This is a genomic window from Halomonas sp. (assembly GCF_029263665.1).
Taxonomy (GTDB): domain Bacteria; phylum Pseudomonadota; class Gammaproteobacteria; order Pseudomonadales; family Halomonadaceae; genus Halomonas.
Map to the genome: position 1 here is coordinate 259454 of NZ_JAJUFQ010000002.1, position 19376 is coordinate 278829.

Genomic DNA, 19376 nt, shown 5'->3' on the forward strand with positions numbered 1-19376 from the left:
CTGTTGACCAATACGGACACTCTCCCAGCCTCAACGACGCACAGGCACGCCGTGACGCAAACGCAGATAATGACGCAAGAATATTGCAGTCAGGTTAAGGACAAGAATCACGAGTACCAACAATAGCGCTGTGGCATAGACCAGTGGTAATGCAGCCTGTACATCATTGGAATGAAAGGCAGCATCGTAGATGTGATATCCCAGATGCATGAACTTCCTTTCAAGATGGAGGAAAGGAAACTCTCCGTCCACCGGTACTTGAGGCGCCAGCTTGGCCACTCCGACCAGCATCAACGGTGCCACCTCACCCGCTGCTCGGGCCACGGCCAGAATCACCCCCGTCAGCATAGCCGGTGTCGCCATAGGCAGCACCACCCGCGTCAATGTCTCGAAATGGGTCGCTCCCAGGGCTAGCGCTCCCTCACGCTGATGTAGCGGAATCCGCGCAAGTCCTTCCTCCGTTGCCACGATCACCACGGGAAGCGTGAGCAATGCCAGCGTCAATGAGGCCCACAACAGGCCTCCGGTACCAAAAGTCGGCGACGGTAAGGTATCGGCATAGAACAGTCGATCCAGGCTACCGCCGATACCATAGACAAAGACCCCTAGACCAAATACGCCATAGACGATGGACGGCACCCCTGCGAGGTTACGTACGCCGATACGTACCCAGCGAGTCAGTCTCCCCTGATGAGCGACCTCATTGAGATAGACGGCTGCCAACACGCCAAAGGGAGTGACCAGCAATGACATCAGCATCACCATCAATACCGTACCAAAGATAGCCGGCCAGACGCCTCCCGCAGCGTTGGCATCACGCGGCCCTTCAGAAAGGAACTGCCAGACTCCCCTGGACCAGTGGGCCAGTTTCTCGACACTTCCCATGCTGTTGGGATGCCATGCATCCAGCACACTTTCCAGCGGTTGCTCAAAACGTTTGCCATCGGCGGTCTCAAGCACCAGTACCGTGCCCGTCATGGCCCGCTGCAATGTCAGTGCCTGCTGCTCCAACTCGGTGAGCTGTTCACTGAGACGTGAATGCTCCTTCATCCGCTCCATCTGCCGAATCAGCGGAAGGATATGGTCACGCCTCAGGGATTCACTCTGCTGGCGCAGCTCCTCAAGATGGTCGAGGCGTTGCCGCAATGCCTGCCAGGCCCGATCGCCTCCGAAGCGTTCCGTTTCTGTCACCACGGCCACCAGGCGTCCAAAGAAAGCGCCCCAGCGCCCACGCTGCAGAACAATCAGATCATTCGGCGTACGATCCTGTTCAATGGCATCCTCTGCCACCCAGGTCCAGATTCCGCCTTGATGGTCACGATTGGCAGTGAAATAGCGCCGTTCATACCCAGAATCATCTGGCAGCTGGCGTGTCTCTACAGGAACCCCTATCAGGCGCTGCCCATCGGCAAGCCTCAGTTGATGCAGATCCGCTGGCCAGAAGTGCCCCAACCCCCGAGTGGCCAGCAATACCAGCAATGCTCCCAGCATCAACAGTGAAAGCGCTACGGCTGCGGCAGACAACCAAGCCCAGGGCCCTTCACCCTGCCAGCGTCGAGACGCTCCCGTCGCTGCTGCATGGCCGGGAATCTTCATCGCATGCTCCGCTGGCGTACCAGACGCTGGCGCAGCCGAGAACGAACCACTTCAGCCAGGGTATTGACCACGAAAGTGAAGATGAACAGTGCCAGGGCCGCCAGCAGCAGTAACCGATAATGAGAGCTGCCCATTACTGCTTCAGGTAGCTCAATGGCAATGCTGGATGCCAGCGACCGTAGTCCGTCAAGCGGGTTGGCACTCATCAGGGCGGTATTGCCACTGGCCATCAGAACAATCATGGTCTCTCCGACGGCACGCCCAGCCCCGATCATGACAGCAGAAAAAATTCCGGGTAATGCCACTGGCAGCATCACCTTGGTCAGGGTTTGCCAGCGAGTCGCACCCATGGCCTGGGCTCCTTCGCAAAGCTCCTTGGGGACATCTGAAAGTGCATCTTCAGCCAAGGCATAGATCCCGGGCATCACGGCAAAGCCCATGGCCAATCCCAGAATCAACGCATTACGAGCCTGCACATCAAGCCCCAGATGTATTTCTATCCAGGCGCGCAAATCACCGTCAAACCATAGGTTTTCCCAGTATGATGCTCCCCACAGCGCAACGATGACGCTCCCTGCCAGGCATGGAATCAACCACAGCGCCGCCCAGCGCAACGAGAGCCAATGTCGAATTGCCCCCGGCAGGCAGCGTCGCAATCCTGCCACCAGCAATATTCCCAAGGGCAGAGCAGCAATGACCGTAAAGGTTTCGGCCAGGTGGCGTTCCACCCATGGGCCCAGAACAAGCCCGGCAATGAAGCCCAGGACCACACTGGGCATGGCTTCCATCAACTCCAGGGTCGGGCGAATGCGATGACGCAGCCTGGGCGACATGAAGAGACTGGAATGGGCGGCTGCCCCCAGGGCCAGTGGAATGGCCAAGACCAGAGCCCACAACGCGGCCTCCAGGGTCCCCCAGACGAGGGGTAGCAGATTCACCTGGGGAATCCCTCCCCCTTTCAGGCTTTCCGGTAACCAGCGATATTCGACCACACCATCGACATTGGCCTGTGGCTGCCATAATGCGGTCAGGCTTGGCCCGTTATCTGAGAGAAACAGCGGCAAGACTCCCGTCACTAGAAAGATGCCGATCGCCAGCACAGCTAACAGCACGCCGACACCTCCGGCGGTGATCAGGGCAGTAGCGAGTCGATCACGCCGCTGGCGATGGCGATGAAGCGAGCTGAATGGCACGGGTTCTGGCATGTACGAGTGTCCAACAGGAACGGCTGCAAGGCCGCAAGCAATGTACGACCCGGGATATGAGGAAATGTTGAATCAGCCTGCCACCGGGATAAACACCGCCACTTTCAGGCCACCTTTGTAGAAATTCTTGCTGTATTTCCCTAGCGTAAAGTTAAGACAAAATCATGACATTAAGATGACAGCGATGCCTGGAGCTTTATCTAATGGAGTTCTACCAAATGAAGTTCTATCCAAGACCGGATGGCGATGGAATCGCCTCATGTTCAACATGGCTCATCGTCAGCGTACATCATCCTTACTGCCCAGTTCAGGCAATCCTAATTGACGACGCTGCAGGTTCAACTGCGGTATGGACAAAGTGACAAAACCTAGCTCTTCCACGATTTCCTGCCCAGAAGGAGAAAGCACCAGGTCCAGGAAAGCCTGTTCCGTTGGCGGCAGGCTGCCACCGGGTGGCAGGTTGGCATAGATCAGCAGATGACGGGCCATCGGATACTGATTGTTGCGCAGTGTCTGACGACTAGGTACAACGGCCTGCCCTGGTTCTCCAATGGCCACCACATGCACATCCGCAGTGAGATGGTTCAGACCTGCATAACCGATTCCTAGAGGATCGCTGCCCACAGCGGAAACCACAGCGGCGGACCCCGGAAAGACATTGACCTTGTTACGAAAATAACCACCGCAGAGCGCAATGCGCCTGAACATTGCATGGGTCCCCGAAACACGGTTGCGTCCATACAGATGGATACGGCCCGGCGGCTCATCCTGACCGAGTTGCTGCCACTGTTCGATGGCTTCTTCGCCACCACACTGACGATTATCGGAAAAGATCGCGTCCAGTTGACGCAAGCTCAGGGATTCAATCGGATTGTGGCGATTGACCACGACCAGCAGAGCGTCCTTTCCTGCCGTAATGGCCGTTGGCGGATAACCGTAGCGTTCGGTGAAGCTGGCACGCTCTCTGGGCAACATCTGGCGTGACATGGGCCCCAGCAGGGTTGTTCCTGCTATCAGTGCTGCCGGCGCACTGGCAGAACCACTGGCCTGCAATTGCAGGCGAACACCGGGATGACTTTGCTCCAGGCGTTCGCCCCAACGCAGCATGAGTTCCGCCATGGTGTCGGACCCTACGGCATTGAGGTTACCCAACACATCATGGGCATGCGATACCGGCGGCAAGAAACCCAGAAGCCCCAGCACCAGGCCTTGCATCAGCCTGGAGAAACGACGGACAAACATGCCATGAAAAGCCACACGGCATTGCAGCAGAAGACACCGCCCCCAGCCGCGAACGACTGCCGCTCCCTCCTGCTGCATAGGCATCAGTCCGTTACCACCTTATCGCGGGCCTTCAGATAAGCGAACTCACTCACATCCGTGAACGGGCGCAACTTGGCCTGGAAGTTCTTGTAGGATTCATAGACCTTGGCAGAATCGGGGTCGTTATCGACCTGGGCCTGAATGACTTTCCTGGAAGCGGCATACAATGCTTCCATGACATCATCGGGGAAGGCACGCACTTCGACACCATGCTCGTCCACCAGCGTCTTCAGCGCTTCTGCATTGCGCATGGCAAACTCACTGATCATGGACAGGTTGGCAGCCTTGGTAGCCTCGCTCACCACTGCCTTGAGATCATCCGGCAGCGCATTCCAGGCATCCAGATTCACTGTCCCTTCAAGGATTGCACTCGGCTCATTCCAGGCCAGCGTGTAGTAATACTTGGCCACCTGGTGCAGTCCAAAAGCCAGATCGTTATATGGGCCGACCCAGTCAGCAGCGTCCAGCACTCCCGTTTCCAGAGAGGTGAATATCTCTGATCCTGGGGTGGTCATGGTCGTAACGCCAATCTCATTCATGGCTTCGCCAGCCAAGCCAGGCAGGCGTAACTTGAGACCCTGCATGTCCTGCAGCGACTTGATTTCCTTCTTGAACCACCCCGCCGCCTGAGCCCCGGTATTGCCTACCGCGAAGGGCTTGAGGTTGTGCTTGGCATACAGCTCATCCCACAATTCCATGCCGCCGCCGTTATACAGCCAGGCATTGGTCTCCGTGGTCGTCATGCCAAAAGGCACGGCAGTGAAGAACTGGGAAGCGGCAACCTTACCGCGCCAATAATAAGACGCAGAATGCCCCATTTCAGCCGTCCCTTGCGAGACGGCATCGAATACTTCCATTGCGGGTACCATCTCGCCAGCGCCATGTACCTTGATCTTCAGGCGGCCACCGGACATCGCTTCGATCCGTTCGGCCAGTTGGCTGGCCCCTGTCCCTAGAGCAGGAAAGTTCTTGGGCCAGGATGTCACCATGTTCCAGGTAATCGTGTCCTGGGCATTGGCAGTTCTGGTATTGACGAAGGGGGCTGCAACGGCACCGGCCGCACCGAGACTTGCGGTCTTGAGGAAAGAACGACGCTGCATGAAAGCATGCTCCTGAGTTTATTATTTCCGCCCCGGGGTAAGGTCATGGCCTGCACCCGGTGCAATATCCGTCAGGCAGTATGCGGTATAGGTAAATTGCCGGGCAAGAAAACGGCCACAAGGCTACAGACAAACGACATTCGTGACCTTTGTCAGCAGTCTCGGGACTTCTCCCTGGTATTCATAGCGGTGTCAGTTTGGCAAACCCCAGTACCAGCCATTTATCTCCTACACCTTCGAAGCTGACATGAACTCTGGCACGCTCACCTTCTCCTTCAGCATTGAGAATGACGCCTTCACCAAAGACGGGGTGCATCACACGTTGCCCCAAGGACAGTGCTGGATGATTGTCACTGGCAGCCACTTCGGTCTGACGCCAGCGCGCAGGTTGAGGACGTGAACTGACAGGCCGCGAAATCTGGCCACGCAAGCGCACTTCCTCAAGCAGGGAGTCAGGAATTTCCCGCAGGAAACGCGAGGGACGCTGAAAGGTTTCCTTGCCATGCATGCGACGAATTTCTGCATGGGTAAGATAGAGCTTGCGCATGGCCCGAGTCACACCGACATAACACAGGCGGCGCTCTTCTTCGAGGCGCCCGTCCTCTTCGATGGACATCCGGTGTGGGAAGAGCCCTTCCTCGACACCAGCAATGAAGACCACTGGAAACTCCAGCCCCTTGGCAGAATGCAGCGTCATCAGCTGCACACAGTCCTCGAACTCGTCCGCCTCATGCTCGCCCGCATTGAGCGCTGCCTCGGCCAGGAAAGCTTCCAGGGCTGCCATGCCCTCACCCGCTTCAATGGTCTCCAGGCTCTCCCCTTGGGTGAAAGCACGAGCAGCGTTGATCAATTCTTCCAGGTTCTCTACCCGAGCCTGACCTTTTTCACCCTTTTCACTGCGATGGTGCTCGATAAGTCCCGAGTGTTCGTTGACGTGCTCGATAATTTCGTGAAGCGGCAGGCCAGACGTCTCGTTGTCCAGACTCTCGATCAGATCGGCAAAGGCCTTGACCGCATTGCCCGCCCGCCCCTTCAGCATTCCATCTGACAAGGCATCATGAAGCGCCTGCCATAACGACACCTCACTATGCCGGGCACGCTCACGCAAGACTTCCACGGTACGAGTGCCAATCCCGCGTGCCGGCACATTGATCACTCGTTCCAGAGAAGCATCGTCATCACGGTTGAGCAGCAGGCGCAGGTACGCGAGGGCATTCTTGATTTCCAGGCGTTCGTAAAAGCGTTGACCACCATAGATACGATAGGGCATGCCCTGCCGGATCAAGGTTTCTTCGATGACACGAGACTGGGCATTGGAACGGTAGAGAATGGCAATATCACGACGCAGGAAGCCTTCATCCACCTTCTCCTTGATGGTATCAACGATGAAACGCGCTTCCTCCATGTCGTTGAAGCCAGCGTATACGGAGATGGGCTCGCCATGCTCACCCTCGGTCCACAGCTCCTTGCCTAGTCGATCCGTATTCTGGCGGATCAATGCATTGGCGGCATCGAGGATGGCACTGGTGGAACGATAATTCTGTTCCAGGCGCACCACCTTGGTATTGGGAAACTCGTCTTCGAAGCGCCGGATATTCTCCACCCTGGCACCACGCCAGCCATAGATCGACTGGTCGTCGTCACCGACCACCGTCATCGGTGTCTTCTGCCCAGTCAAAAGCTTCAACCAGGCATATTGCAGCGTATTGGTATCCTGGAACTCGTCGACCAGTACATGGGCAAAGCGTTCCTGGTAATGCGCCAACAACGCAGGATTATCACGTAACAGCTCCAGACTACGCAGCAATAGTTCACCGAAATCCACCAAACCACCACGTTCACAGGTCAGTTGATAGATGTCGTACAGTGACACCATGGTTTCTACATAGGCATCGCCATGGGTGCGCACCTGATGTGGACGCAGGCCTTCTTCCTTGCACCCGGAGATGAACGATTGCACCTGGCGCGGTGGATAGCGTTCGTCATCGATGCTGTTGTCCTTGAGCAGACGCTTGACCAGCCTGAGCTGATCATCACTGTCGATGATTTGAAAGTGCTGGGGCAGGCGGGCATCTTGCCAGTGGGTACGCAGTAGACGGTGGGCAATGGAGTGAAAAGTGCCTACCCAGACGTGTCGCAGGGAAATATTGAGCAACGCCTCCAGGCGTGTACGCATTTCCCGGGCCGCCTTGTTGGTAAAGGTCACTGCCAATACGGCGTAAGGAGAAAGACCCTCGACCTGCATCAACCAGGCGATACGATGCACCAGCACCCGAGTCTTGCCAGAGCCGGCACCAGCCAACACCAGCATATTGCCCTGGGGGGCTCTGACCGCTTCGCACTGAGCTGGGTTGAGCGCATCTAGAATCGCCAAATCATCCATGGGCTGGCACCGCCATGATCACAAATGGAGGGCTAGTCTATCATAGCAATGCTGGATGAATGGACAGGGGAAAAGAAGCCGTAAGCCGTAAGCCGTAAGCCGTAAGCCGTAAGCCGTAAGCCGTAAGCCGTAAGCCGTAAGCCGTAAGCCGTAAGCCGTAAGCCGTAAGCCAGTGATTCAAAACGCTTCACAGAACCGTGTAAAGATTCCTTCGCTTATAGCTCTACAGCTTACCGCATGGTCTTTTTCAGCTTTCGTCTGGCTCGGGATAACGCAAGGGATTGAGGCTGCGCTTTACCGACTTCAACTGCTCGGCGAGTTTGGGGCCTCGTGTCTTGGCTACACCGACGGCAAGCACATCGATCAGCACCAGATGAGCGATGCGCGAACTCATGGGTGTGTAGATCTCTGTGTCTTCATGTACATCTATATACAGCGGTAAATTGACTTCTTCTGCCAATGGAGAGCCACTGGGACACAGGCCAATGACAGTGGCGCCTGCTTCCCGCGCCAGCTTGACACTGGCTACCAGCGCTCGGGTGCGCCCGGTCTGGGAAATCGCCACAACCACATCACCGTCGTTGAGGGTCACTGCTGACATATTCTGCATATGCGGATCAGCATAGGCCGCGGTAGAAATCTGCAGACGGAAGAACTTGTGCTGTGCATCGAAGGCTACGGCTCCGGAAGCACCAAAGCCATAGAACTCCACTCGATTGGCCATGGCCAGGGCGTTGATGGCCTTGCTCAATGCTTCATTGTCGAGGCGGTCGCGCACCGACAACAGAGTCCCTACCGTAGAATCGAAGATGCTCTGGGAAAATTCAGCGACAGAGTCACTATCGTTCATCGAGAACTGAGCAAACTGACTGCCCGAAGCCAGCATTTGAGCCAGCTTCAGCTTGAAATCCTGAAAACCACCGCAGCCCAGTGCACGACAGAAACGCACCACCGTAGGTTCGCTGACCTTGGCTTCTGTAGCGAGGTCAACGATACGCATATGGATCACTTCATCGGGGTTACGCAGCACGAAACGCGCTACCTTCTGCTCGGACCGCCGGAAGTGTTCCATGCGACGTCGCATTTCATCGAACAGCGCACGACTCACCCTAGACTCCTTTCTCTAGCTAATGGGGGGCTCTAGCTAATGGGGGCAGCTCCAGACCCGGCACTCGCCTGACCTTTGCCATTGCCTCTTTTCAGTATGCCCCAAGCCTGAGGGGAATGCGCGTTATCCCGCTTGTACGTCTACCTCATTTGGCTTTAGGCCACCAATGAAATCTTTGCAAAACCCAGAGCACATGGCACTTTTCGCGGTTTTACGGGTCACAGGGAACGATTCGTCATCTTTCTGTCAACTGGGGTATAGTAAAAAGTGCAGTGTCGAGCAGCGTCCTGGATGCCGGCACCCTGGAAACGTCGGAGATGCCGACAATATCGGCCCCGTTTCCCACTTCACTGCAAAGGAGAGTCGATCATGCGCAATGTCGAACGGTTAACCTCCGTCAAGAGTGAACTCCTCGACATTTTCATGAGTATGGAAGTCGTTGAACACGAGCAGCGCTCTCGTACCGCCGCCCAGCGCAACCTGCGCGCCCGTCGCGGTATCGAGCTTCACGAAGAATTCAAGCGCCTGTCCGAAGATATCGCAGAATTACCGGAAGATGACGAAGGCATGCACTGATGCTGGAATGACCAAAGTGCACTAACGCCAGCTCATCTCTACAAGCGGCGTAGACTTGGCGAGGAGCCCCACGAACACTCCCCGTCATATACAACGACACGCTACTGACTTATGCGGTCATCTACTTGCGCGGCCATCTACTTGCGCGGCCATCTACTGAGCGCTCGCCTGCAGGTGCTCCAACTCTTCGTCGCCGCATGATTTACTGTAGGAACAATGCCTCAGCAACAGCAAAAGGGCCCGGCCAATGCCGAGCCCTTCTGATTTTTCAGTGGCTTGTTGTTCCTAGAGGCTGGCGAAGAACACTACCAGCACACCAATCGGTGCAACGAAGCGGGTTACCAGGTTCCACACCTTGAAACCATTGGCACTCAGGCCCAGCTCTTCACGCACCACATCCTTGTCAAGCACCCAGGCAGCGAAGATGATCGCTCCCAGGCCTGTCAAAGGCAGCATGAACTTGCTGGTCAGCTTATCGAGAAGATCAAAGATACCCAGACCAAACAGCGTCAGACTGCTCCAGTCATTGAACGACAGCAGGGCAGCAATACCCAATGCCCAAGCGCCAATGCCAGCTACTATGGCAGAAGCAGCACGACTGAGCGGCGTACGTTCTTCCAGGAACTCGGTCACAGGTTCAAGCAAGGAAATAGCCGAGGTCAAGGCTGCGAAGGTCAACAACAGGAAGAACATCAAGCCAAGAATCGTGCCCCCTCCCATGTTGCCGAAGGCCAAGGGCAGAGTCACGAAGATCAGGCTTGGGCCTGATGCCAGATCCAGATCGTTGGCGAATACGATAGGGAAGATCGCCAGACCGGCACCAAGTGCAATGACAGTATCCATGATCACGACCGTCCGCGCAGTCTTGATCAGATTGACTTCCTTGCCAAGGTAGGACCCATAGGCCAGCATGATGCCCATGCCCAGTGACAGGGTGAAGAAAGCATGCCCCAGCGCTGCAAGCACGGTTCCGCCATTGAGCTTGCTCCAATCCGGCGAGAACAGGAATTCCACTGCCTGGCCGAAGTGGCCAGTGGTCATGCCATAGCCGATCAGAATCACCAGCAACAGTGCCAAGGCAGGCATCAATACATTGACAGCCCCTTCAAGGCCCTTGGTCACACCGCGAGCCACAATGCCGATGACCAGCAGCATGAAGATCGAATGCCACAGCAGCAACAAGCCTGGATTGGCCAGCATGCCGTTGAACAAAGCCCCGATGCCATCGGCATCCTGGCCGGAGAAATCACCAGTGACACTACCGAGCGTGTAATACAGCGACCAGCCGCCGATGACACTGTAGAAAGATAGAATAAGGAAGGCACCCAATACGCCTGCCACACCGACCAGCAGCCAGGCGCGGGATTTGCCCGCCTGCTCTGCCACTGTCGCCATGGTGTTGACCGGGTTACTCTGTCCACGCCGACCGAGCATCCACTCAGTCACCAGAATCGGCAAACCAATCAGCGCGATACATAACAGATAAACAAGAACGAATGCTGCGCCACCGCTCTCCCCCGTCATATAGGGGAACTTCCAGATGTTGCCTAGGCCTACCGCTGAGCCTGTCGCGGCAAGAATGAACGAAAAGCGCGAGGACCACTGCGCATGGTTGGTTTTCGACATATTTCACCCTTATGAGTACGTGTCGTCATCGATCGATCGGATGCGATAACGGCATTTGTGTTTATAGTCGCCACGTCCTCGACAGTCTGGTTCGCAGTGCTGTCGTCTAACAAGGGGTCTGACGGATGTCAGCAGGATCACTGCCGGTACACCTCTCGTTCCGATACGCAATGGCGAATCGGTCAAGACCGGTGAGTTCAGGCATCTGATCGGTTCAGATAGGAACAGAAAAGCGCCCATACCCATGGCAAGTGACGAACAACCGGACAAATTATCTGAAGAGGCATAAAAACGCCAGGGTTCTTTAGTTATAACAGACGATTCTGACGTTCACCTGAAAATGCTCCCAAAGCAGGAAGGCCAGCATGTTCTGTCAGCAGGGTATAGAGTCTACGAGCCAGCTCAGGAGCCGTTCGGTTATCCGCAGTATGAACAAATAGGAAAGGGGTTTTCCCCTGTTTTATCCACAGGCTGAGACGTTCACGCCAAGGAGCGAAGTAGCGCTCATTGATGCTGCTGTCAAGGTGGCCGATGAACCTGACAATAGGAAATTTTCCCGTGGAGATCACGTGTAGCGGGAGTTTTGGCTTTTCTCCCTGTGCTTTGATCATCCCAGGGTGGTTCCCAGCAGGTGTTGAAAACAAAGGGCGAACATCCAGCATCACTCGATCAGCCCCATGACTTATCAACAACCTGTTGAAAGCTTTCTCTGCTTCCCCCTTGTGGAAAAAATCACTATGTCTCACCTCAACCGCACATGGCATTTGCTTCGGCCAATGCTTTAGTAGTACTTCCAGCTTAGACAGCTCAGCATGGCCAAAATCTCTAGGCAGCTGAACCATCATCGGGCCAAGTCGTCCAACCAACGGTTCCAGGGCTTCCCAGAATGCTTCCAGTTCGGCTTCGATCCCCTTCAGGCGCTGAACATGGGTCAACTGTCGGGGCAGCTTGAAACAGAAGCGAAAGTCATCTGGAGCCTGACGCGCCCAGGTCTGTATGGTCTGTGCTTTAGGTGTTCCGCTATAGAAGGTGGTATTGCCCTCGACGCTATTGAACACCTGAGCATAATCCGCCAACCAATCTTCACGACCACCATGAGGAGGATAAAGGCCACCACGCCAATCAGGGTTGGCCCACATGGCAAGACCAAGACGCAACCGCGGCGTTACACGCGTAATACTGTTCATCATTCCCTTAAGTACTACATTCCTTATAAGTGCCATGGCTTAAATGCTATAGCTCAAGTGCTACGGAGAGCCTGCAATGCCCCCAACCCGGCCTAGTCTGACAGATGGATCGACTCTCTCCACTCTCATTCGCCTGGCCTTGCCTATCGTCCTGGCCAATGTTCTGCAGACTGCCTACCAGTTGATTGATGCTTTCTGGGTCGGACGCCTCGGTGCCGAAGCAGTGGCCGCGGTATCACTGAGTTTTCCCTTGATCTTCCTGCTGCTTTCGGTCGGCATCGGCCTGGCCGTAGCGGGAACAGTGCTGGCAGCCCAATATCATGGCAGTGGTAATAGAGACGCGGTTAATCGTGTATCCGCCCAGGCCATGCTCGGCATGATCGTGCTGTCGCTCATTCTGGGAAGTACCGGATATGTACTCAGCCCAATCGCAGTCGACTTTCTTGGCGCTGCCGATGATGTCCAACCATTGGCTGCTTTATACCTGAAAATCTCCTTCATTGGTCTGCCATTCATGTTCATCTACGCCATCTTCCAGTCACTGATGCGTGGTGTAGGCGATGCTAAAACGCCTCTAGTTATCGTCTTTGTCACGGTGGTGCTGAATTTCATCCTCGACCCGTTGCTGATTCTAGGCTGGGGTCCTGTTCCAGCTATGGGGGTCAGTGGCGCGGCAATAGCCACCGTCATCACCCAAGGACTATCTACCATCGCCGGTTTGTACATTCTGTTCTCGGGACGCTGGGGCATTCAGTTGAAATTGAACCAGCTAAAACCTGATCACCACCTGTTATGGCGCTTGTTTGCTCTAGGCGGCCCTACAGCGGTAGAGCAGAGCACCCGAGCCTTGGGCATGATGCTGATGACCACCTTAGTGGCAGGTTTCGGTACCGTAACCCTGGCAGCCTACGGTATTGGCACTCGCATATTCAGCTTCGTGATCATTCCCGCTCTTGGTCTATCCCAGGCAGCTTCGGCTCTGGTCGGCCAGAACATCGGGGCAGGCAAGACCGAGCGTGCCGAGAAAACCGCCTATGCCAGCGCTGCCATCGCCTTCGTCTCACTGACCGCTGTCGGCATCCTGTGCTTCTTTTTTGCTGATCCGCTGGTGACCATCTTCGTGCCAGATGCCCACAAAGTCATTGAAGAAGGTGCTCTCTTCGTGCGCATTACTGCCCTTACCTTTGGCCTGATGGGGGCCCAGATCGTCATCGCGGGAGCCTTTCGCGGTGCCGGTGATACCGTGATGGCCATGGCCATTGCCCTGGTTTCACTATGGGTGCTGCAATTTCCCTTGGCCTGGATTCTGGCAGAACGCACATCCCTGCAGGAAATCGGTATCTACTGGGCTTACCCGATCCAGAACATCATCACTGCCGTGGTGGCCTGGATGTGGTTTCGTAGTGGCCGCTGGAAGCACCATCGCCTGATAGATAGCGAGGCTTCATTGAAAACAGCGACCACACCCGTTCCTCCAATCGACAGTGCGAACAACCGTCCTTGAACTCCTGAAGAGAAAAAAGGCCAGCATATACACTTCAGAGAGAGCGTATGCTGGCCAGTCATGTTTCATAGTAGTTGCGTGTCAACCTGGAGGGGGTGTCTCGAGAGAATTACCCCCGCCAACCTGCAATGTTGCCTGGTCGACACGCATTTCAGTCATAGGCAATGGTGACCATGGCCTGGGCTTCCAGTTTTCCCGCCGTCACGCTGTTGCCGCTCTGGATGTATTCGGCTTCAAGTGGAATCAAGACATGCTCGCTGCCATCAACGGCATTTACATTGATGAAAGTCCCACTTGAGTTCGCCGCACCACCAGGCACCAGCATGACCGGCTCTCCTGCATGGCGCATCTGAAAGGAGATCCCACCGGCAGTGGTATTCACCCCCGGAGCAAGAATGGAACTGCCATTGGGCAGATCGTTGACATCGGAGAAAAACACCTTCGCCCTTGCATCCTCCATGCAGTTCAACTTCAAGGCAAAGAGAGTGCTGCCCCCAGTATCCCCCACGGAACTGAACTGCCCGCTGCTGATGGTCGGCAAGGTGACCTGGATATCCGAGTTTTCCAGCTCACAAGTCTGGGTCACGGTGGTCAAGTGTGCATTGACGTAGATCTTGCTCTGGTCAATATCGATATTGGCATATTCATTTCCCTCACAAGCCACCCTGAACTGAAACCGAAAGTCGCTGGTTAGAGGCGTTGAACCATCCAGTTTGACCAGACGAAAGGCCAGTGGAACCTGCTGATACCCCTGCTGAATATGCACCCTGGTATCGTGCCGATCATGATTATCCCCCACCAGTGGCATGGGGTTACCGTTGAGATCCAACGCTTGATAGCCCACACCTGGCGGAAAGGTCGAGAAACGATAGGTATTGGGTATCGAGGTATTGCTCGGAAGGCCACCCTCAGGGATAAACGCCCACCCTTGAGTGGTGGTGCAGTAATTACGGTCATCGTCATAATGCCCATTGCAACTGATGCCTAGAGTGGCCGACTGACGGGAACCTGGTATTTCCAGCCCGACACCTGCACTGCCAGTGATATTGGCCTGAAGGTTGAGCGTTGCCGGCAGCTGAGATGATGTGCAGTTGTCGGTTCTTCCCTGATACGCCATACAGACTGAGGACATAACCAGCTGGACACAGACCAATATCAGCAGCATTCCCATCGCACCCCACCCGCCTCGCGTTTTCGTATGAATTACCCGGCTCATATCATTTCGTCCTCGTGGTCTTCCCGCACTAACGCTGAACATGGTGGCACTGAATGGCTTCGATGCCGGCCAGATCCACTACAGAGGGGTACATAACGCCTCAACCTGTTGATAACCTGCTGTGCTGACATCATCATTCTTCTGGGGTGTCGGGAACTGCAGTCGGCAGAACTGATCGGAGCCTTCACCCCACACCACCCTCAAGTCATCATAGTCACCGCGCAGGAAGATCATCCGCCCCTGCCCGACCAGTGAGACATGTTGACCACCACCATCAACGACTTCGGCACCGAAAGGCACGGCATCGTTGTCCACATGCACCAACACCGGGTGTCCGAGGCGAGTCTCATAGTCGATACGTACCACGGCACCACGACGCGGCGTCACTGTCTGCGAAGTGGACTTCAGTTCCACATCCAGCGGTAGCCCTTTGGGACTGATGGCAACAGTGTTGTGGCGATAGGGCGTCAGCCCTGCATCCAATGCATCTCCATCGCGATCCAGATGATTACCCATGCCGTTGCTCAATGAAGCTCCAGCAGCCCCATCGGCGTGTATCAACGCCATGGTCTCCGCCCGGTCGGGACTGAACACCACGCCACCTGGATAAGCAACAATGACGCCGGTCGCTGACGCCGAATACTGCTCGAAACCTTCGCTATGACTGTAAGTCGTACCCAGTTGAGTGCCCGAGGTACGATAGTTGAGATCACCACCAAAGGTGGTGCTGGTATCGATGTTATTGTCGGCACGCGATACATAGGCGTTGTAATTCAATTGACTCTCATCCCCCGCCGTACCCGACAGGTTGGTGCGCACGGTACTGCTGTGATCATCGTCGAAGGTCGCCGTCGCACTCAGCGTTGGATGATTAGTACCATCACCCAATGGAATGCTGGCAGTCAGCATGTAGGTATTGGTCTCGTCGTCATCCTCGATATCTCGAGTCGCCGACAGGCTCAGGCTCCCCCAATGGAAGCCCTTGCTGTAATCCAGTTGATAGGTGGTCTGATCCGGTCGACCGTTCCAGTAGTCATGGGTCAGCCCTGTGAGATTGAGATTGCCGAGTTCTCCCAGTGATTGACTGATGCTAAGTTGGAAACGATTGCGCTCACTCAGGCTGCTTGATGAGGCATCCCCATTCTTCAAGTACGCAAAGTCGGCGAAGGTAATGTATTCCTCACTGGAAAACCGGTAGGCGGCCAACGAGAAGTTGGTGCTGGTGGCATTGAGCATCTTGCTGTAACTCAACCGATAACTCTGCCCTTCCAGTTCACTATATGCGTAGGGGATTCCTTCGGTGCGGGTCAAAGTGGCATCAATGGCGACTGCTCCCAATGGCGTGCCGACGGCGGATCCCATCAGCAGAGAGTAGTAGTCCTCGGCAATCAGTCCTCCGCCATAGACGGTCAGGATATTGTTGATACCACGTCGCCAGGTGGCCTGAGCGAAACTAGGCTCATCGTGCAACTCGTCATCGCGGTAACGGCCGGCGACGACATTGAAACGAGATGAACCGGGCCGCAGCATCTGCACCACCGAGGCATAGGGGACAGTGAAAGATCTTTCACTGCCATCTGCTTCGGTGACCGTGACTTCCAGATCTCCGGCATATCCCGTTGCATATAGGTCATCAATGACAAAGGCTCCGGCAGAGACGCTTGTCTCGTAAACCACATTACCGCCCTGACGTACCGTAACTTTGGCATTGGTGTTGGCGGAACCACGGATCACCGGTGCATAACCACGCTCGCTTTCAGGCAACATGCTGTCATCGCTACCTAGCTGCACCCCCGTGAAAGGAAGACTTTCGAATTCACTGCCCGGAGTGAAATACTCACCAAAGGTGAGTTGTCCCCGCACAGCATCCACATCCGTCTGCACATAGGTGTTTTGTGCCTCATACTTCGGCCCGTCGATATCATCGCTGTAGTGATAGTTACCATTGTGCCTAAACCGCCAGCCAGCCAAGTTGACGCCGGCATTGAGGTTGGCGTTGTAGTCGGTGGAGCTATCGCCACTGTCCTGTTTGCTGTGGAAGGCATTAGCGTGGTACCCGAAAATCAATGCATTGATACCATCATCCCATTCCTCAGGATCAACATATCCGCGCTTGACGGTACCGGCATAGGCCTGAGGTATGCTCAGGTCAGCACGCAGATTGGCAGCGTCCATGCTGAACGATGCCTCGGGGATCAACGCATCGGCTTCAATACAGCCGCTTTCCAGCATACGTTGAGTATTCTGCTGATCGGGTAGTCGATCAATCATCACCCCCCATCGCTGTACGTCCGCCCTGGAGAAACAGAAATGTTGCTCTCCAGATGATTCGTCATCTTTGACATGCACTGTCTGACGCAGCATGTCCTTGCCGTTGATCAGTACATCCAGTTCATAATCACCGGCGATCACCATACCGGGCTGAGAATAATGAGACAGATCGACATCCTGACCCAGACCACGCAGAAACTGATTATCGAATTCGCTGGAAACGGCATCATGGCTCGTCGCTGCCATGCTAGAACTACTAGCTAACAGAGCCATTACCATGCATTGGACTCTGGAACTGAATGCCAAGGGCCATCTTCGCTGGAGCGAAAGCCACCCTTCCATTATCTGGATGGAACCTGAAAGACACATAAATAAGGAAGCCTGAATGCTCTACAAGGGCATCTACTTGCAAGGAACCAACCTCGAGACCCTTGCCCTTATTGGTCAGCCGATCCAACAGGTTAGGTTGGTGCCATGACAACCAGCCCAGCGGCTGATCATCTCTACGATATACCGCCGGTATTGGCTCACCTGTCGACATGGTATCTATCGCATCAATGACATCTATCGCATCAATGAATAGTTTTGTTCGACACTGGCACCAAAATCATTGAGCCAATGCCCGACAATATCTCCAGAAACTACCGCAGATGTCAGACCTTTCAGCGGAAAGTCTGCTGTCGCATAGGGATCGACCATGCCACTGTCAATACTTGGGTAGGTGTGCCCACCAGATGTCAGTGCCAGGTCTCGAAAGCTGACGTGATAGGGAGAGTCATTGGTTGCACGCAGTGCGTAGCCATTACCAACGGGCTGTAGGCTCCAGCTCATATGTTCTACTGCTTCTTCAAGGGATCCCTGAAGCCCACCAGGGCGGAAGAACATCTTGACACGAGTACGGAAGGCTAGACGCATGACGTTCTGTTCCTCACCGTCATTTGCCTGCGGTTTGGGAGGAACATCCAGCACATTGAGCCAAAATACCGATTCCCGATCTTCGGGCAGACTCTGGCCGGTATAGGCAATACGCAGAGTTTGCCCGACCTGAGGCTCCACCCGGACAAGCGGCGGTAGAACCACAAATGGTAATTGCTCGGCCCCTGGTTCCGAGGATGGATTACCACTGTCCAGCCAGGATTGCACCAAGGCAGCCCGATCTGCTTCATTGTGCAGATCCACCGTGATCTCACGAACATTACCAGGGTAGATAAAACGGGTTCCCTGCACCTGAATACTTGCTGACGCCAGCAGCGGTACCAGCAGAGCAACAAGCAGTGCACCACTTGCCAGTTTCTTCATCACCGTCATCACCTTGACTCTCTAGCCTACTGCGATTTGCAGAGGGAGGGCCCCTCTGCAACAGAGTGATGCCTTACAGGTAGTCCAGGGTGTAGACCAGAGCTGTTTCGACGCCACCAGAAGATGCTGCACCGTTCACGGCGATGTATTGCGCTGCATAGTTCAGTGTCGCAGAGCCTGTCGTACCGCTTCCATCATCCACGAAATCGACAGAATTGTTGCCTTCGTTGTTGGCCAGGTTGATAGGCTTCCCATCAAAGCCATTGATGATCTGAACCTGAACGTTATCAGCACCGGACTTGGCGTTGTTGACCAGGAAGCCAGTGGAGACATCCACATTCTGAGGTTCGAAGTAGGCACGTACGTGTCCGGTGGAAGGGCAACCAGTCAAAGACATGACGATCGGCGTGGCACCTGCGACATCACCATCGGCAGCCAGTGAGCTGGTGGAGACAGTGGGTAGAATTACAGTGGTATCAGCATCACCGCCATTGACGGCAATCTGGCAAGCAGAATCCGTGACTAGGCCTTGGATGGTGATAGTGCCATCAGCAGCCAAAGCGCTTGAAGCGGTAAAAAGACTTGCGGCCAGAAGGACAGGCATCGTCAATACTTTCTTCATGATGTTATCCATATATCAATGCATAAATAAAAAGCATCTAGTCCTCTCCAACATTATTAGAGAGTTAGTCTGCTAACAAATATTATATGACATCTTGCCCCCTTCATATCAATGTCATATAGAACATATACATTGCTACTTAACATCACGATATTGAAAAATAACCCTTTATTTATATATCCTTTACCACCATTGGATATTTCATTTCCCTGTAAAATCATATCCATAAGAAATTATAAAACATAAGACATTGTTATTTAACAATAAAAAATCTCAAAAAAGTCATAAAAAGCCGACTTAGAAAATATTGAAATCATTCGATGATAAATACAAACATATGATCAAGATCACAAATATCGA

The 19376-nt window shown here is 54.6% G+C and carries 14 protein-coding genes; 2 read left to right on the forward strand and 12 right to left on the reverse strand.

Annotated elements, in window-relative coordinates:
• Positions 1–30: 30 nt before the first annotated feature.
• The 6 genes from pstA to hexR all read right to left on the reverse strand — a co-directional run bounded on the left by pstA (position 31) and on the right by hexR (position 8715).
• Complete coding sequence (pstA, locus tag Q1K07_RS03015) at positions 31–1596, reverse strand: phosphate ABC transporter permease PstA (protein WP_300307582.1); 1566 nt, start codon at positions 1594–1596, stop codon at positions 31–33.
• Entirely contained in the window at positions 1593–2801 is a 1209-nt protein-coding gene (locus Q1K07_RS03020; protein ID WP_300307585.1) for an ABC transporter permease subunit, read from the reverse strand. Before Q1K07_RS03020 ends, pstA begins: the two co-directional genes overlap by 4 nt.
• A 279-nt stretch (positions 2802–3080) precedes the next feature.
• Entirely contained in the window at positions 3081–4127 is a 1047-nt protein-coding gene (locus tag Q1K07_RS03025; protein ID WP_300307588.1) for a phosphate ABC transporter substrate-binding protein, read from the reverse strand.
• Positions 4127–5224, reverse strand: a complete 1098-nt coding sequence (locus Q1K07_RS03030) for a TRAP transporter substrate-binding protein (RefSeq protein ID WP_300307591.1) — start codon at positions 5222–5224, stop codon at positions 4127–4129. The genes Q1K07_RS03025 and Q1K07_RS03030 overlap by 1 nt, the downstream gene beginning before the upstream one ends.
• 181 nt (positions 5225–5405) lie before the next feature.
• On the reverse strand, positions 5406–7607 hold the full coding sequence (gene uvrD, locus Q1K07_RS03035; protein WP_300307594.1) for a DNA helicase II: 2202 nt from the start codon (positions 7605–7607) through the stop codon (positions 5406–5408).
• 247 nt (positions 7608–7854) lie between these two features.
• Positions 7855–8715: a transcriptional regulator HexR gene (hexR, locus tag Q1K07_RS03040; protein WP_300307596.1), complete on the reverse strand. Its 861-nt coding sequence runs from the start codon at positions 8713–8715 to the stop codon at positions 7855–7857.
• 369 nt (positions 8716–9084) lie between these two features.
• Here hexR and Q1K07_RS03045 point away from each other — a divergent pair, with 369 nt between their 5' ends.
• Positions 9085–9291 (forward strand): PA3496 family putative envelope integrity protein, encoded by a 207-nt coding sequence (locus Q1K07_RS03045; RefSeq protein ID WP_149286826.1) that lies wholly within the window; start codon positions 9085–9087, stop codon positions 9289–9291.
• Between the two features lie 285 nt (positions 9292–9576).
• Here Q1K07_RS03045 and Q1K07_RS03050 read toward each other — a convergent pair whose 3' ends face one another.
• Both Q1K07_RS03050 and Q1K07_RS03055 read right to left on the reverse strand, forming a co-directional pair.
• The gene (locus tag Q1K07_RS03050) at positions 9577–10917 is read right to left on the reverse strand and encodes a sodium-dependent transporter (protein ID WP_300307601.1); all 1341 of its coding nucleotides are present in this window, start codon (positions 10915–10917) and stop codon (positions 9577–9579) included.
• 308 nt (positions 10918–11225) lie between these two features.
• Entirely contained in the window at positions 11226–12140 is a 915-nt protein-coding gene (locus Q1K07_RS03055; protein WP_300307604.1) for a DUF72 domain-containing protein, read from the reverse strand.
• Between the two features lie 40 nt (positions 12141–12180).
• Between Q1K07_RS03055 and Q1K07_RS03060 the strand changes: the two genes are divergently transcribed.
• On the forward strand, positions 12181–13608 hold the full coding sequence (locus Q1K07_RS03060; RefSeq protein ID WP_300307607.1) for an MATE family efflux transporter: 1428 nt from the start codon (positions 12181–12183) through the stop codon (positions 13606–13608).
• Between the two features lie 151 nt (positions 13609–13759).
• On the opposite strand, the gene Q1K07_RS03065 is transcribed toward Q1K07_RS03060, so the two are convergent.
• The 4 genes from Q1K07_RS03065 to Q1K07_RS03080 form a co-directional block, all read right to left on the reverse strand.
• Entirely contained in the window at positions 13760–14740 is a 981-nt protein-coding gene (locus Q1K07_RS03065; protein WP_300307610.1) for a fimbrial protein, read from the reverse strand.
• 162 nt (positions 14741–14902) lie between these two features.
• Entirely contained in the window at positions 14903–17341 is a 2439-nt protein-coding gene (locus Q1K07_RS03070) for a fimbria/pilus outer membrane usher protein (RefSeq protein WP_300307614.1), read from the reverse strand.
• Between the two features lie 318 nt (positions 17342–17659).
• Positions 17660–18394: a fimbria/pilus periplasmic chaperone gene (locus Q1K07_RS03075; RefSeq protein WP_300307617.1), complete on the reverse strand. Its 735-nt coding sequence runs from the start codon at positions 18392–18394 to the stop codon at positions 17660–17662.
• Between the two features lie 73 nt (positions 18395–18467).
• A complete protein-coding gene (locus tag Q1K07_RS03080; protein ID WP_300307620.1) occupies positions 18468–19016 on the reverse strand; it encodes a fimbrial protein in 549 nt (182 codons plus the stop codon).
• Between the last annotated feature and the right edge of the window lie 360 nt (positions 19017–19376).